Source organism: Duganella qianjiadongensis, from assembly GCF_009857915.1.
In the GTDB taxonomy this organism is placed as follows: Bacteria; Pseudomonadota; Gammaproteobacteria; order Burkholderiales; family Burkholderiaceae_D; genus Rugamonas; species Rugamonas qianjiadongensis.
This window is the reverse complement of the sequence record NZ_WWCM01000002.1, coordinates 78,316-93,070: the sequence shown is the minus strand read 5'-3', so window position 1 is coordinate 93,070 and position 14,755 is coordinate 78,316. Positions and strand designations below refer to the sequence as shown.

Here is a 14,755-nt window from a genome sequence, read left to right as displayed (position 1 = left end):
ACTTCCGCGCCAAAACCTTTGTAAAAAACAATGTCAGACGTCCGTAATCAGCCCAAAAACCCGCAGAATCGCCCCGCAGAACGTTCCCCGCAAGGCCGTAAGCCGGATCAGCCACCGCGCCACCAGCCTGCCCAGCCCGCAGGGCAGGGTGGCGCACGCCGGCCGCAGGGCGAGCGTAAGGAGCGCGAGCAGCGCCCCAGGCTGACGCCGGAGGAGCTGGCCGCGCGCGAAGCCGAGCGCATGTTCCGCAACCCGCTGCCGGAGATTAGCTACCCCGAGGATTTGCCGGTGTCGGGCCGCCGCCACGAGATCGCCGAGGCTTTGCAAGGCCATCAGGTGATTATCGTCAGCGGTGAAACGGGTTCCGGCAAGACTACCCAGCTGCCGAAAATCTGTCTGGAGCTGGGGCGCGGCCAGAAGGGGCTGATCGGCCACACCCAGCCGCGCCGTATCGCGGCATCCTCCACTGCCAAGCGGATTGCGCAGGAACTGGGGGCGCCGCTGGGCGTGCACGTGGGTTTCAAGGTGCGCTTTGCCGATACGCTGACCCGTGGCGCCTCCGTCAAGCTGATGACGGACGGCATATTGCTGGCCGAAACCCAGACCGACCCGCTGCTGAAGAATTACGACACCATCATCATCGACGAGGCGCACGAGCGCAGCCTGAACATCGATTTCCTGCTCGGCTATCTGAAGCAGCTGCTGCCGCGCCGGCCGGACCTGAAGGTGATTATCACTTCGGCGACCATCGATGCCGAGCGTTTTGCGCGCCACTTCGGTACGGCGGAAAAGCCTGCGCCCGTGATCGAGGTGTCGGGCCGTCTGTACAAGGTGGAAGTGCGCTACCGTCCTATCGATAGCGATGTGCCCAATCCAGCCGTGGCCAATGCCGAAGGCAAAGGCCAGCGCACGGCGGCAGCGCGCGAGAAGCGCGATCTGATCGATGCCGTGGTCGATGGCGTCGATGAAGTAGCCCGTATCGGCAGCGGCGATGTGCTGGTGTTCCTGCCCGGCGAACGCGAAATCCGCGACGTGGCCGAAGCGCTGCGCAAGCATCACCCGCCTCACGTGGAGATACTGCCCCTGTTCGCGCGCCTGTCGGCAGAAGAACAGGAGCGCGTGTTCAAGGTAACTAATGCGCGCCGCATTGTGCTCGCTACTAACGTGGCGGAAACCTCGCTGACGGTGCCGGGCATACGCTACGTGGTCGATGCCGGTCTGGCGCGGGTCAAGCGCTACAGCTACCGCAACAAGGTCGAGCAGTTGCAGATCGAGCCGATTGCGCAATCGGCGGCCAACCAGCGTGCCGGCCGTTGCGGCCGGGTGGCCGATGGCGTGTGTATCCGCCTGTACGACGAGCAGGAGTTCCTGCAGCGGCCCAAGTTCACCGAACCGGAAATCCTGCGTTCTTCGCTGGCCTCCGTCATCCTGCGCATGAAGACGCTGCATCTGGCCGATGTGGAGACTTTCCCCTTCATCGAACCGCCGCTGGCGCGCGCGATTGCCGACGGCTACCAGCTGCTGCAGGAGCTGGGCGCGGTGGACGAATACAACCAGATCACGCCGCTGGGCAAAAAGCTGGCCAAGCTGCCGCTTGATCCGCGTGTGGGCCGGATGATACTGGCGGCGCAGGATAACGTCTGTCTCGATGAAATGCTGATCATCGCTTCGGCGCTGTCGGTGCAGGACCCGCGTGACCGGCCGATGGAGCACCAGCAGGCTGCCGACGAGGCGCACAAGAAGTTCGCCGACGAAAAATCGGAATTCCTCAGCTATCTGAAAATCTGGAAGTGGTTCGAGAGCGCCATCGAACACAAGAAGACCAATCGCCAGCTGATGGATAACTGCCGCAGCAACTTCCTGTCGCAACTGCGCCTGCGCGAGTGGCGCGATGTGCATTCGCAGCTGCTGACGATCGTGAAAGAGCAGGGCTGGCGCCTCAACGAGGCACCGGCTACGTACGAAAACCTGCATCTGGCGCTGCTGACTGGCTTGCTCGGTAATATAGGCTTCAAGAGCGACGACGAACCGGGCGCCGGCTACCTCGGTGCACGCGGCATCAAATTTAATATCTGGCCCGGTTCCTCGCTGCTGAAAAAGCCCGGCAAGTGGGTGATGGCGGCAGAGCTGGTGGATACCACCCGTCTGTATGCGCGCTGCGTGGCACAGATCCAGCCCGAGTGGCTGGAAAAAGTGGGCGGTCATCTGCTGAAAAAATCGTGGGGCGAGCCGCGCTGGGAAAAGCGCGCCGCACAGGTCACCGCGTCCGAACGCGCTACTCTGTACGGATTGGTGGTGTACAGCCAGCGCCGCATCAATTACGGCCAGTTCAACCCGGGCGAAGCACGCGAAATTTTCATCCGCGATGCGCTGGTCGGCGGCGATTACGATACCCGTGCGCCGTTCTTTGCCCACAACCACAAGCTGGTCAAGGAAATCGAGAACCTCGAACACAAGTCGCGCCGTCTGGACGTGCTGGTGGACGATGAACTGATTGCGGCTTTCTACGACCAGCTGCTGCCGGCCGATATCGTCAACGGCGCCGGTTTCGAGAAGTGGCACAAGCAGGCGACGCTGGAAAATCCCAAGCTGCTGTATCTGAACCGCGATGAGCTGATGCGCCACGAGGCAGCTGGCGTGACCACCGACCTGTTCCCGAAAACCATGGCGGTGACGGGGCTGGAACTGCAGCTGACCTATCACTTCGAGCCGGGCAGCGTGCGCGATGGCGTGACCATGGCCGTGCCGCTGTATGCATTGAACCAGCTGCCGCGCGAGCGCTGCGAATGGCTGGTGCCGGGCATGCTGAAGGAAAAAGTGCATCTGCTGCTGAAGTCTCTGCCGCAGAAGCTGCGCCGCCACTGCGTGCCGCTGCCCGACTATGCAGCGCGCTTCTGCGAGCGCGTGCAGGAAGCGGGCAGCTTTGGCCGCGGCGATCTGATCGACGCCATCATTGCCGACATCCGGGCCCAGATCACTATCTCGGTGCTGACCAGTGACTTCAAGCCGGAGACGCTGCCTGCGCACCACTTCATGAACTTCAAGGTGATCGACGAGCATGGCCGCCAGCTCGATATGGGACGCAATCTGGCCACCCTGCAGGCCGAATTCGGCACGCAGGCGCGTGAGAGTTTCCAGAAGATGGCCGAGGCCAATGGCGGGCAGGGTGTCAGCCTGCGTGCGCTCAGTACCAGCGGCGGCAAGGGGCAGGCACAGTCACAGCATGGCGGGGCAGCGGCACAGGCGAACGCCAAGGGCGGCGCCGCTGCTGGCGGCAAAGCCGCTCAGGCCCAGCCTGCGGGCAATGCTGCTGCCAGCGGCAGCAGCACCGCCAGTGGCATCACCCTCAATGGCCTGACCAGCTGGACTTTCGGCGAGCTGCCGGAGCTGCTGGAAATCGTGCAGGGCAAGCTGACGCTGATCGGCTTCCCTGCGCTGGTGGACAAGGGCACGCACTGCGATCTGGAAGTGTTCGACGATCCCACCGTGGCAGCGCGCACCCATCGTGCCGGCCTGCGCCGGCTGTTCGCCTTGCAGATGAAGGACCAGATCAAGTTCATCGAAAAGAGCATCCCCAATCTGCAGCAGATGGGCATGCAGTTCATGAGCATGGGCACGCAGGAAGAGCTGCGCGAGCAGATCATCCAGAAGGCGCTCGATATCGCCTGTCTGCAGGACCCGCTGCCGCTCGATGCCGACAGCTTTGCCAAGCGCAAGGACGAAGGCAAGTCGCGGCTGGTGCTGCTGGTGAACGAGATCGCGCGCCTGCTGTCGCAGGTGCTGACCGAGTTCCACGGCATGCCCAAGCGTCTGCAAGGGCTGCCTGCGGCGGTGGCCAGCGACATGCAGGCGCAGTTGCAGGGGCTGGTGAACAAGCGCTTCCTGATGGATAACGAGTACAGCCAGCTGGCCCACTTCCCGCGTTACCTGAAGGCGATGAATGTGCGGCTGGAAAAGCTGCGCGGCGATCCTGCCCGTGACGCCAAACAGATGGCGGAGTGGCAGCAGGCCGCGCAGCTGTACCAGCGCGCTGCCCGTGACAAATCGGCGGGGCGGAATACCGACCCCAAGCTGGTGGAATTCCGCTGGATGCTGGAAGAACTGCGCGTCTCGCTGTTTGCCCAGGAGCTGCGCACGCCCATGCCGGTGTCGGTCAAGCGCCTGCAGAAAGTCTGGGAATCGATGCAGCGCTAAGTATCAACTCAGAGCAGGAAGGCCAGCACGGCCACTGCGGTAGGGGGCAGTGCCCCCAGCAGCAGGCCGATGGCGCCTATCGACGCATCGCGGAAGCCATGGCGCAGCAGGGCGGCACCGGCCGGATTGGGCGCGTTGGCGATCACCGTCAGGCCGCCGCCGGCGACGGCACCGGCCACCAGCATATATTGCGATTGCGGACTGATGCCCTGTATCAGCGAACCCAGATAGGTCAGGGCTGCGTTGTCGGTAATCGCCGTCAGTCCCAGCGCGCTGAAGAACAGCGCCGTGGGCGCCAGACTTTCCACGATGGGTTGCAGCCACCATTGCTGCATCCCGCCCAGTACCACCAGACCAGCGAGGAAAAAGCCCACCAGCAGGCCTTCCTTGATGATCAGCGGCTGCTGGTAGCGCTGGTAGGCAATGGTGAAGCCGAGGAACAGCATGAACAGGCCGAGGAACAGCACCGGGTGGTGGCTGAACACCACGACCAAGGCCAGAAACGCCAGATGCACGGCACTCACCAGCAGCGGCACCGGTGCGCTGTCGCTGTCGCTATTGGTGTGCGGGCGCAGGTGGCGCGCCAGTACGGCCGTGATCACGCTGGCGTTGAACAGCACGGCCAGCGCCGCGCGCCAGCCGAAATGCTGGGCCATGTAGGCGCTATCCCAGTGCCATGTGCTGGCCACCATCAGTACCGGCGGGGCGGCATAGGCAGTGAGGGTGCCGCCTATCGAGACGTTCACGAACAGCACGCCCAGCGCAGCGTACTTGAGCCATTCCGGCAGCTCGTCGCGGAACACCAGCGGCGCCAGCATCAGCGCGGCCAGCGTCATGGCGGCGGGTTCGGTAATCAGCGAGCCGGAGAGCGGCACCAGCGCCATGCCGAACCAGACCAGCGCCAGTTCCGTGCGCATGGGCAGCAGCCGGGCCAGACCCCCGAGCAGGCTTTGCACCACGGCCAGCACGGGGCGCGAGGCGGCCACCACCATCACGGTGAAGACGAATAGCGGTTCGGTGTACTGGCGCGACTCGGCGTAGCGGATGGCGTTCTCGCCGCCGCCCACCACGGCCATGCTGATGATGAGTACGATGGCCCAGAAACCGAACACCACTTCCACCTCACCCAGCAGATGGAACAGGCCTGCGTGGCGCGGGTGGCGGTGGGCCAGTTGTTCGATGGATTTGGCGGCAAAAGTATGCAGTAGTGCCAGACCAAACAGGATGGCGCCCAGCAGTTGTACAGTTTGCAAAGTTGATCCTTGTCGAAAGATATAAATGGCTAGATAGGCATGTTACAGCAAGCCGCGTACGGTTTCCTTTAAGTCTTGCTGGGAAGATAGTCATTGACTAAGCTGAGCGGAAAATGTACTGTATGTGCATACAGTATTTTGCTTTTTTATCCCCACTTCATGAGCCGCTCCGCATCACTTGTCGCGCCGGAAACAGTCCATCCCTCGCTCTGGCTGGCGTCACAGCTGGCGCGCAGCAGCGGGCGCTGCATCGATACCGGCTTTGCCGCCCTGTCCAGCCAGCTGCCCGGTGGCGGCTGGCCGCAGGGCGTGCTGATCGACCTGTTGCTGCAACAGCACGGCATGGGCGAATTGCGCCTCCTGCGGCCGGCTTTACAGGCGCTGGGGCGGCGCCCCATCGTGCTGCTGCAGCCGCCCCATGCACCGCAGGCGCTGGCGCTGGCGGCGCTGGGGCTGGAACCGTCGCAGCTGGTGTGGATACGCAGCGGTGCGCGCAGCGCCGATGCCCTGTGGGCGGCCGAGCAGGTGCTGCGCAGCGGCTGCTGCGGCGCGCTGCTGCTGTGGCAGAACCATGCCCGTGGCGAAACCCTGCGCCGCTTGCATCTGGCCGCGCAGAGCGGGGATACGCTGTTCTGCCTGCTTAGGCCGCTGGCGGCGGCGCAGGATGCTTCGCCGGCGCCGCTCAGGCTGGCGCTGCACACTGCGCCGGGCGGCATCGACATCGGTTTCGTCAAACGACGCGGGCCGCAACGCGATGCTCCGCTGTTTTTACCCCTGACACCTACTCTGTTTCAACGCCATGCGTCTCTGGATCGCTCTACACCTGCCGCGCTTGCCGCTCGAAGTCTTCTGTCCGCGCTGGTCAGCTGACCAGTACACGGTGGTGCTGGAGCAGGAAGGAGTGGTGGCCCTGTCGGCGCTGGCGCAGCAGGCCGGGGTGCAGATGGGCATGCGGCGCGGCGGTGCGCTGATGCTGCTGCCACACGCTCAGTTCCAGCAGCGCGCGCCGCAACTGGAGCTGGAAGCGCAGCAGGCGGTGGCGCTGGCGCTGCTGCAATTTACCCCGCAGCTGGCGCAGGTGGAGGAAGCGTCGCTGCTGCTCGATGTGGGCGCCAGCCTGCGTCTGTTCGGCGGCCCGCTGGCGCTGTGCCGGCGCGTGCGCGCCTGCTTGCGCACACTGGGTTACAGTGCCACGCTGGGCTGTGCACCGACGGCGCGCGGGGCGTGGCTGCTGGCGCGCAGCGGCGGCGGACGGGCGCTGAAAATGGCCACCTTGCTGCGCCGGATCGATGGCCTGCATGTGAGCGTGCTGCCGCCAGCGCGGCCTTATCTGGCATGGCTGGAAGGCATAGGCTGTCTGACCCTGGGGCAGTTGCGCCAGCTGCCGCGCCCCGGCTTGCAGCGCCGTTGCGGCCGCGCCTTGCTCGATATGCTAGATGACGCCGCCGGCATGCGCCCCGAGCTCTACCAGTGGCTGCAGCCACCGGCCAGCTTCCGCGCCCGCATCGAACTGTTCGACCGGGTGGAGCAGACTGCGGCCTTGCTGTTCGGCGTGCAGTGTCTGCTGCAGCAACTGACGGGCTGGCTGACGGCGCACCAGTTTGCCGTGCAGCGCGTGCGCCTGCTGCTCGAACATGAGCGGGGGCGGCAGGCAGGCCCGCCGACGGTGATCGAGATTGTGCTGGCCGAACCCACGTGGCGCGATGCGCATCTGCTGCGGCTGCTGAAAGAGCGGCTGGGGCGGCAGGAACTCGATGCGCCCGTAATTGGCCTATGTCTGGAAGCGCCGCAGGTGCAGCCTATGGCGCCGCCGAGCGACTCGTTGTTCCCTGAACCGGGCGGCAGCAAGGAGGACTGGCAACGCCTGCTGGAAGTGCTGACGGCGCGGCTGGGCGCGGAGAATGTGCTGCAGGCGGCACCGCTGGCCGATTACCGGCCCGAGCATGCCAACCAGTGGGTCAGCGTGCAGCAGAAAATCCGTGCGCCGGCAGCGCGTCCGCAACTGCCGCCTGATGTACCGGCCTTGCCCCGTCCCGCATGGCTGCTGGCGCAGCCGATTGCGCTGCTGATGCGCGAGCACCGGCCTTACTATGGCTCGCCGCTGAAAATCATTTCAGCGGGCGAGCGGATAGAAGCAGGATGGTGGCAGTCTTTGCAGACGCGCGATTATTTTATGGCGGAAGGGGCGGACCACGCCCATTACTGGCTGTACCGCGAGCGTCCCAGCGGCGGCGATCCGGCCGAGGCGCGCTGGTATCTGCACGGGTTTTTCGCCTGAGCGGCAGCCAGCACGGCGGCTACATGCGCATCAGCCGGGCTGGCAGGGCAGAGGATCAGTCGCCGTATTCTTCGGACAGGTCTTTCCAGCCTTTGCTGGCAGCGTAGGCATTGAACGCATCGGGCGCTTCCAGCACCAGCAGGCGGTTTTCCTGCAGTACGCTATCGCCTGCCTGCACGCTGGGGCCGTTGTAGCCGAGCTTGCGCAATTGTGCCTGCACGGCGCCGATCAGGCCGGCGTCTTTATGCAGGCCACTGATAGGGCTGGCAAAATCGACGTACACGTCGATGGCGCCATAGCCTTCATCGAAAATGCGGATGGCTTTGACTTTGTGGGTACGGCCGCTGCCGTCGATGGCCTCGAACGGGCCGCTGAGATGGATGTCGGTGTCTTGGTTCATGGCGCCAGCATACACCAGATTGGCGCCCGCTGGCGCCACAGCCGCCCGTTGGCGGACTGTGGCGGGCGTTCCAGCCTTACTTCATCGGCTGCAGTATGGCTTCCAGGCGGTCCGGCGTACCGCTGATACGTTCCAGACGCGGATACTTGAGCCCTTCGTGGTAATCGAACTCATAGGTCTGGTACAGATTGCCTTTTTTTACCAGCAGCTTGATCGGGTCTTTGCTGGTCTTGGCAGCCGTAATGGCGGCACGCAGCACTTCCGCTTTGTAGGCGCGGCCATTCACGGCCAGCAGCGTGCTACCGCCCGACAGACCTGCTTTGAAGCCCAGACCATCCCACTGGAAGGCTTCCAGCTTGCCCTCGGCTCCCACCGAGAAACCCAGCGAGTACTGGAAGTTGGCCGATTTGCTCTGCTCTTCCTGGGCTTTGAGGAAATCAGTCGGCTTCTCCGTGTACACCAGTTTCCAGCCGGCGCGGGCCAGACCAGCTAGCGGCGCGCGCGGGCCATGGCCGTCCAGGCGGCTGCGCAGGAAAGTCGCCCAGTCATACGGCTGGATGGCGTTCAGTTCGCGCACCACGTCCTCGAAGGTGTAGTGTTTGGCTACGTTGACGCCGTCATCGACGCCGAAGAAGCGGCGGGCGAAATCGTTGAGCGAGCGCTTATCGCCCGACAGCTCGCGGATCAGGGTATCGGCATCGAGCCAGATCAGCTCACCTTCCGAGTAGTAGTCCTCGGCGCGCTGCCAGTTGTTCCAGCCCTGCGGACGGCGGCCATTGACGATAGGGTCATTGGTGGTGTCCTGCACGGCGCGCCATTCGCGGCCTTTGACGTTGTCGTAGCGGGCCGCGGTGGCGGCCAGCAGATCGCGCGTGTGTTCGGCCTTGATCAGACCGGAGCGGGCCGCCAGCACGGCGCCCCAGTACTGGGTCTGGCCTTCGTACACCCACAGCAGCGAGTTCTGCAGCGGGGTGTTGAAGTTCGGTACATTCTGGTCGGCCGGACGGCGGAACTTGCCGTTCCACGAGTGAGTGAATTCATGCGGCAGCAGTTCGCGCCGCGCTTCGTGCTTGGACCACTCGGTGAAGTAGCCGAGCTTGACGCCGTTTTCGCTGGACTGGTGGTGTTCGCGGCCGATGCCGCCGAATTCGTCGCTGATGGCGAACAGGAAGTCGTAGTGTTTGTAGTGCTGCGAGTTAAACAGTTTATACGCTTGCTGGACCATGGCACGGTGCGGCGCGATCTGTTCCGGCGTGGCTTCCAGCTGGTCGGCCGAGTCGGCTACCACATTCAGGTGCACGGGGATGCGCGCGCCCGGATCGAGGTCGATGCGGCGGAAGTAGCGTCCAGCGAACAGGGGCGAATCCATCATGGCTTCCAGATCGAGCGGTTTGAAGGCGATCTCGTCGCCGCTGCGCTGGGCGGTTTCCAGCGCCGTGCCGTACTGCCAGTCTTTCGGTACGGTCAGGTTGGCCTGCATGGTGATCTTGCGGCTGTCGTAGCCAGCCGGATACAGCGTGACGGACTGCCACTGCACGCCCAGAATGTCATTGGTCATGGTGGTGCGGCCCTGTGCGGCCTCGGTGGGCGACAGGTACTGGAACTCTACGTCCACGCTGCTGGCACCCTGCGGCACGTCGATATGGAAGGCATACACGTTGACGGTGTCGCGCACCCAGTCGATCTGCTTGCCGTTGGCGAATACTTTCAGACCAGCAAACTGGCTCAGCGTGCCGCTAGGGCCGTGATTGCCGACCACCCATTGCGGATACAGCAGGGTGAGCTTGCCGGGCTGGGCCGGAATGCTTTCCCGTACGCGGAAAATCTGCTGGGCCGTATTGGTGGCGTCCACTTTCAGTACGATGGTGCCCGGATAGGGCTGGTCGGAAATGCTGCTGGCATGGGCAGGATAGGCACAGGCGAGCAGGGTAGCGAGGATGGCGCGAGGCAGGAACATGGTCTCAGGTCAAAAAAACGGAAAAACCGAGTGTAGCACGTAGGAAACATGGCAAATGTTGCAAAGCGTATCTGCCGGTGGCGGCGGCCGGGGTCCGCGCGGCGAAAATTTTTTGGGAAAAATCGAAAAAATTTTCAAAAAAAAGTGAAAAAACTGGCCGGCTGGGGACGCGCAGAGCATTTTTCAAGGCCTTGAAACAGGCAAAAACCATCCTATATCGGAGTCAGTGGTCGCCCAGATGGGGGCCACCTGACCATATCGCTTAACTTGAAAAGGATATCTATCATGCGTAACTTCGACCTGACCCCACTGTATCGTTCCGCTATCGGTTTCGACCGTCTGGCCCAAATGCTCAACGACGCCCAACGCGGCGATGCCACCCCTAGCTATCCCCCTTACAACATCGAACTGGTGAGCGACGATCAGTACCGCATCGTCATGGCGCTGGCCGGCTTCAACCGTTCGGAAATCGACATCACCTTCGAGCGTGATTCGCTGCAGGTAGTAGGCCGCAAGGAAAAGGACACTAGCGCGCGCACCTATCTGCACCGCGGTATCGCAGCGCGGGATTTCGAGCAGCGCTTCCAGCTGGCCAACCACGTCAAGGTGACCGGCGCCACGTTCGATAACGGCATGCTGACCATCGAGCTGGTACGCGAAGTGCCGGAAGCCCTCAAGCCACGCAAGATCGTCATCGACGGCGGTCCTAATGTGACGGCACTGGAGCAGCGTCAGGCCGCTTAATGCCGGCTTGAGTTGCATATTAACTACCGCAGCGCGGTAGTCTAGAATGATCCCGACTGGCCGGAGCGTAGTTGAGCTTTCCGGCCAGTTCTACGTCTGTCTGGCCGGCCGGTTTCTTCCGGCACGGCCAGTGCTGCGTCGGCCTGCGGGCGCGTGGCGAGTGCTGTTCCCGCACTGCGGCCGACCTGCAAAAAGTTAAGACGCGTCTAAGTTTGCTGCCGCATATTGGCAGTGTTGTTCAACCTTAGTTGTCAGCTTAATCGCAACCTTCATTGCAGGAGTTTCACTATGTCTCAATCTACTCTCAAACGTGCAGCCCTGGCAGTGGCCGTCCTGGGCGTGATCGGCGTGGGTGGCGCTGTCGCAGTGCAGCAAGGGAATGCTGTTGCCGCCGCTCCAACCGTGGTGCAGGCCGCTTCCGCGCCCGCCGCCGCGCCGGTAGCCGTGCCAGCACCCGGCATCACTTTGCCCGATTTCAGCGTGATCGTTGATCACAACGGTCCCGCAGTGGTCAACATCAGCGTGACCGGCAGCACCCGCGCGTCCTATAACGAACCGGCCGGGCGCGGCGACCCGTTTGCGGACGATCCCTTCTTCGAATTCTTCCGCCGCTTCCAGATGCCGCAGCAGCGTGGCGGCCAGCGCGTGCCTACCCATGGCATGGGTTCGGGGTTCATCGTCAGCAGCGACGGCGTGATACTGACCAATGCCCACGTGGTGCGTGACGCCAGCGAAGTGACGGTGAAACTGACCGACCGCCGCGAATTCCGCGCCAAGGTGCTGGGCTCCGATCCGAAGAGCGATGTGGCGGTGCTGAAGATCGACGCGAAAAACCTGCCGGTAGTGCCGCTGGCCAAATCGAATGATCTGAAAGTAGGCCAGTGGGTACTGGCCATAGGCTCGCCGTTCGGACTGGAAAACACCGTCACGGCAGGCGTCGTCAGCGCCAAAGGCCGCTCGCTGCCGGATGGGAACGTGCCCTTCATCCAGACCGACGTGGCAGTCAACCCCGGCAACTCGGGCGGCCCGCTGTTTAACACCCGCGGCGAAGTGGTCGGCATTAACTCGCAGATCTACAGCCAGACGGGCGGCTATCAGGGCCTGTCGTTCGCCATCCCTATCGATGTGGCCAGCAAGATCAAGGACCAGATTATCGCTACCGGTAAGGTCACCCATGCCAAGCTCGGTGTGACGGTGCAGGAAGTTAATCAGGGCTTTGCCGATTCCTTCGATCTGGCCACGCCGGAAGGCGCGCTGATTTCGAAAGTGGATAAAGGCGGCCCTGCCGACAAGGCCGGCCTGAAACCGGGCGATGTGATCCGCACCATCAACGGCCAGAAAATCGTCAGTTCGGGCGACCTGCCGGCCATGGTCAGCCTTGCGACGCCGGGCGACAAAGTGACGCTGGAAGTCTGGCGTCAGGGTAAGATGGAGGCTATCAAGGCGACGCTGGGCAATGCCAATGACAAGGCGCAGCTGGCCGATACGGACCGCGAGGAACAGGCTACCGGCAAAGTGCGCCTGGGCCTGTCGTTGCGGCCGCTGGAAAACATCGAGAAGCGCCAGTCCGGCATCAGTTCCGGTTTGGTGATCGAGGATGCCCGTGGCGCCGCTGCAGCCGCAGGCGTGCAGCCCGGTGATGTACTGCTATCGGTGAATGGCCGTCCCGTACAGAGCGTGGAGCAGGTGCGCGAAGTGGTGGACAAGTCCGGTAAATCGGTGGCATTGCTGATCCAGCGGGGCGACGATAGAATCTTCATTCCGGTGCGTCTCGGTTAATGAGCCGTATGCTTTAGCCGGATTCCGCAGGCCATAGTCTGGCCGGCAGAACGCGACACAAAAATAGAAAGGAAATAACAAGATGCGACTTCTGCTGGTAGAAGACGATACGATGATAGGCGAAGTAGTGCTCGACCTGCTCAGGGCCGAGCACTACGCGGTAGACTGGGTCAAGGATGGCGCCATGGCCGATACGGCCCTGCAGACCCAGACCTATGATCTGGTGCTGCTCGATCTGGGCCTGCCGCGCAAGGATGGTCTGGAAGTGCTGCGTTCCATGCGTGCGCGCAAGGAGCTCACGCCGGTACTGATCGCCACTGCGCGCGACGCCAAGGAGCAGCGCATCGCCGGCCTCGATGCCGGTGCCGACGACTACGTGCTGAAACCCTATGATCTGGACGAACTGCTGGCGCGCATCCGTGCGCTGCTGCGCCGTTCGGCCGGCCGTGCCGAGCCGGTGTTCGAGCATGGCAATGTGAGCGTCAATCCGCAGACGCGCGAAGTGCTGGCCGATGGCAAGCAGGTCAATCTGTCGGCACGCGAATGGGCCGTGCTGGAAGCATTGATCGCCCGTCCCGGCATCGTGCTGTCGCGCCAGCAGCTGGAAGAGAAGCTGTACAGCTGGAAGGATGAAGTCAACAGCAATGCGGTGGAAGTATACATCCACGGCCTGCGCAAGAAGCTGGGCGCAGAACTGATACAGAACGTGCGTGGTCTGGGCTACATGGTTCCCAAACTATGAAGAGCATGAAGGTCAAGGTGCGCATGCCGCCGCTGCCCAAGGTGCCGGTGGTAACGCACTCGCTGCGCGGGCGTCTGCTGTGGTTCCTGCTGGCGGCCATTACCATGGCGGCGATAGCGCAGGCCATGGTGGCCTATCGCAGTGCGCTGAATGACGCCGATCAAATTTTCGATTACCACATGCAGCAGATGGCGATGGCCTTGCGTTCCAGCGCCACGCTGACCAACAAGGCGGCCGATACGGCAGCCGATCCGGAGAACGACGATCTGGTGGTGCAGGTCTGGACGCCGGACGGAGCGCAGGTGTTCCGTTCCCTGTCGCGTGCCGCGCTGCCCCAGCGCGCCGTGCTGGGCTTCTCCAACGTGAAAGCCAATAACACCACTTACCGGATTTTCTCCGTACAGACCAGTAACCAGACGGTGCAGGTGGCGCAGGATATGGCGGTGCGCCAGCGCATGGCCGGTACGCTGGCATTGCGTACGGTGGGGCCGATTGCCGTGATGGCGCCGGTGCTGATGCTGGTGGTGTGGTGGGTAGTGAGCGGTTCGCTGGCGCCGGTGTCGCGCGTCAAGCGGCAAGTGGCGGCAAGGCAGGCCGATGATCTGTCGCCGGTGTCGGAAAACGATCTGCCTGATGAAGTGCTGCCGCTGGTTCAGGAACTCAATCTGCTGTTTGGCCGTGTACGCACGGCGTTCGAGGCGCAGCAGCATTTTGTGGCTGATGCCGCGCATGAACTGCGCACCCCGCTGGCGGCACTGAAACTGCAGGTGCTCAGTCTGGAGCGGGCACAGGACGATGCCGCGCGCAGCGTGGCGGTGGCACGCGTCACCGCCGGGATCGAACGGGCGACGCGGCTGGTGGAACAGTTGCTGGTGCTGGCGCGGCAGGAAGGCGTCCAGCATGAGGTGACGCTGGAGCCGGTCAATCTGACCGAGCTGATAAAGCGGACGCTGGGCGACATGAGCGGGCTGGCGCAGGCGCGCCAGATCGATCTCGGCGTGCACCATGCGGACGATGTGACGGTGGCAGGGCAGAGCGATGCGCTGCTGATCCTGCTGCGCAATCTGGTGGATAACGCCATCAAATACACGCCCTCGGGCGGCACGGTCGATATCGATCTGCGCCGCACGGCAGGCGCAGGCGGCAAGCCGGGCCGCATACTGCTGTGCGTGGAAGATTCCGGCCCCGGCATTGCGCCGGAAGAGCGCGAACGGGTGTTCAGCCGCTTCTACCGTGTACCGGGCAGCCCCGCCGGCGGCAGCGGTCTGGGGCTGGCGATTATCCGTTCCATCGCCGAGCGCCATCAGGCGGTGCTCAGTCTTGATAGCTCCGAACGGCTGGGCGGGCTGAAGATCAAGGTCGATTTTCCTGACACCATGAAGGCCACTCCAGTCTAAAATGCCAGTTT

10 protein-coding genes are annotated in these 14,755 nt (G+C 63.2%); 7 read left to right on the top strand and 3 right to left on the bottom strand.

Going from position 1 to position 14,755, the window contains the following annotated elements:
* Positions 1-30 precede the first annotated feature (30 nt).
* Positions 31-4,194, top strand: coding sequence for an ATP-dependent RNA helicase HrpA (gene hrpA / locus GTP27_RS03410; protein ID WP_161037789.1), 4,164 nt, complete (start codon positions 31-33; stop codon positions 4,192-4,194).
* Positions 4,195-4,202: 8 nt separating this feature from the next.
* On the opposite strand, the gene GTP27_RS03405 is transcribed toward hrpA, so the two are convergent.
* Positions 4,203-5,447 (bottom strand): putative Na+/H+ antiporter, encoded by a 1,245-nt coding sequence (locus GTP27_RS03405; protein WP_161037788.1) that lies wholly within the window; start codon positions 5,445-5,447, stop codon positions 4,203-4,205.
* 159 nt (positions 5,448-5,606) lie between these two features.
* Here GTP27_RS03405 and imuA point away from each other — a divergent pair, with 159 nt between their 5' ends.
* Positions 5,607-6,317: a translesion DNA synthesis-associated protein ImuA gene (gene imuA / locus GTP27_RS03400; protein WP_161037787.1), complete on the top strand. Its 711-nt coding sequence runs from the start codon at positions 5,607-5,609 to the stop codon at positions 6,315-6,317.
* Complete coding sequence (locus tag GTP27_RS03395) at positions 6,247-7,725, top strand: Y-family DNA polymerase (protein ID WP_161037786.1); 1,479 nt, start codon at positions 6,247-6,249, stop codon at positions 7,723-7,725. The genes imuA and GTP27_RS03395 overlap by 71 nt, the downstream gene beginning before the upstream one ends.
* A 55-nt stretch (positions 7,726-7,780) precedes the next feature.
* On the opposite strand, the gene GTP27_RS03390 is transcribed toward GTP27_RS03395, so the two are convergent.
* Positions 7,781-8,125, bottom strand: coding sequence for a hypothetical protein (locus GTP27_RS03390; RefSeq protein WP_161037785.1), 345 nt, complete (start codon positions 8,123-8,125; stop codon positions 7,781-7,783).
* Positions 8,126-8,201: 76 nt separating this feature from the next.
* Positions 8,202-10,082, bottom strand: coding sequence for a M61 family metallopeptidase (locus GTP27_RS03385; RefSeq protein ID WP_161037784.1), 1,881 nt, complete (start codon positions 10,080-10,082; stop codon positions 8,202-8,204).
* 285 nt (positions 10,083-10,367) lie between these two features.
* Between GTP27_RS03385 and GTP27_RS03380 the strand changes: the two genes are divergently transcribed.
* From GTP27_RS03380 to GTP27_RS03365, 4 genes are all read left to right on the top strand, one after another.
* Complete coding sequence (locus GTP27_RS03380) at positions 10,368-10,826, top strand: Hsp20 family protein (RefSeq protein ID WP_161037783.1); 459 nt, start codon at positions 10,368-10,370, stop codon at positions 10,824-10,826.
* A gap of 288 nt (positions 10,827-11,114) precedes the next feature.
* Positions 11,115-12,605, top strand: a complete 1,491-nt coding sequence (locus tag GTP27_RS03375) for a DegQ family serine endoprotease (protein WP_161037782.1) — start codon at positions 11,115-11,117, stop codon at positions 12,603-12,605.
* A gap of 82 nt (positions 12,606-12,687) precedes the next feature.
* Positions 12,688-13,347, top strand: a complete 660-nt coding sequence (locus GTP27_RS03370) for a response regulator (protein ID WP_161037781.1) — start codon at positions 12,688-12,690, stop codon at positions 13,345-13,347.
* Entirely contained in the window at positions 13,344-14,744 is a 1,401-nt protein-coding gene (locus GTP27_RS03365) for an ATP-binding protein (protein ID WP_229633367.1), read from the top strand. The genes GTP27_RS03370 and GTP27_RS03365 overlap by 4 nt, the downstream gene beginning before the upstream one ends.
* Positions 14,745-14,755: the final 11 nt, after the last annotated feature.

Bases quoted from the DNA above. Each gene is read 5' to 3' on its own strand.
- hrpA (WP_161037789.1), top strand. From the start codon at position 31: ATGTCAGACGTCCGTAATCAGCCCAAAAACCCGCAGAATCGCCCCGCA.
- imuA (WP_161037787.1), top strand. From the start codon at position 5,607: ATGAGCCGCTCCGCATCACTTGTCGCGCCGGAAACAGTCCATCCCTCG.
- GTP27_RS03395 (WP_161037786.1), top strand. From the start codon at position 6,247: ATGCGTCTCTGGATCGCTCTACACCTGCCGCGCTTGCCGCTCGAAGTC.
- GTP27_RS03390 (WP_161037785.1), bottom strand. From the start codon at position 8,125: ATGAACCAAGACACCGACATCCATCTCAGCGGCCCGTTCGAGGCCATC.
- GTP27_RS03385 (WP_161037784.1), bottom strand. From the start codon at position 10,082: ATGTTCCTGCCTCGCGCCATCCTCGCTACCCTGCTCGCCTGTGCCTAT.
- GTP27_RS03380 (WP_161037783.1), top strand. From the start codon at position 10,368: ATGCGTAACTTCGACCTGACCCCACTGTATCGTTCCGCTATCGGTTTC.
- GTP27_RS03375 (WP_161037782.1), top strand. From the start codon at position 11,115: ATGTCTCAATCTACTCTCAAACGTGCAGCCCTGGCAGTGGCCGTCCTG.
- GTP27_RS03370 (WP_161037781.1), top strand. From the start codon at position 12,688: ATGCGACTTCTGCTGGTAGAAGACGATACGATGATAGGCGAAGTAGTG.
- GTP27_RS03365 (WP_229633367.1), top strand. From the start codon at position 13,344: ATGAAGAGCATGAAGGTCAAGGTGCGCATGCCGCCGCTGCCCAAGGTG.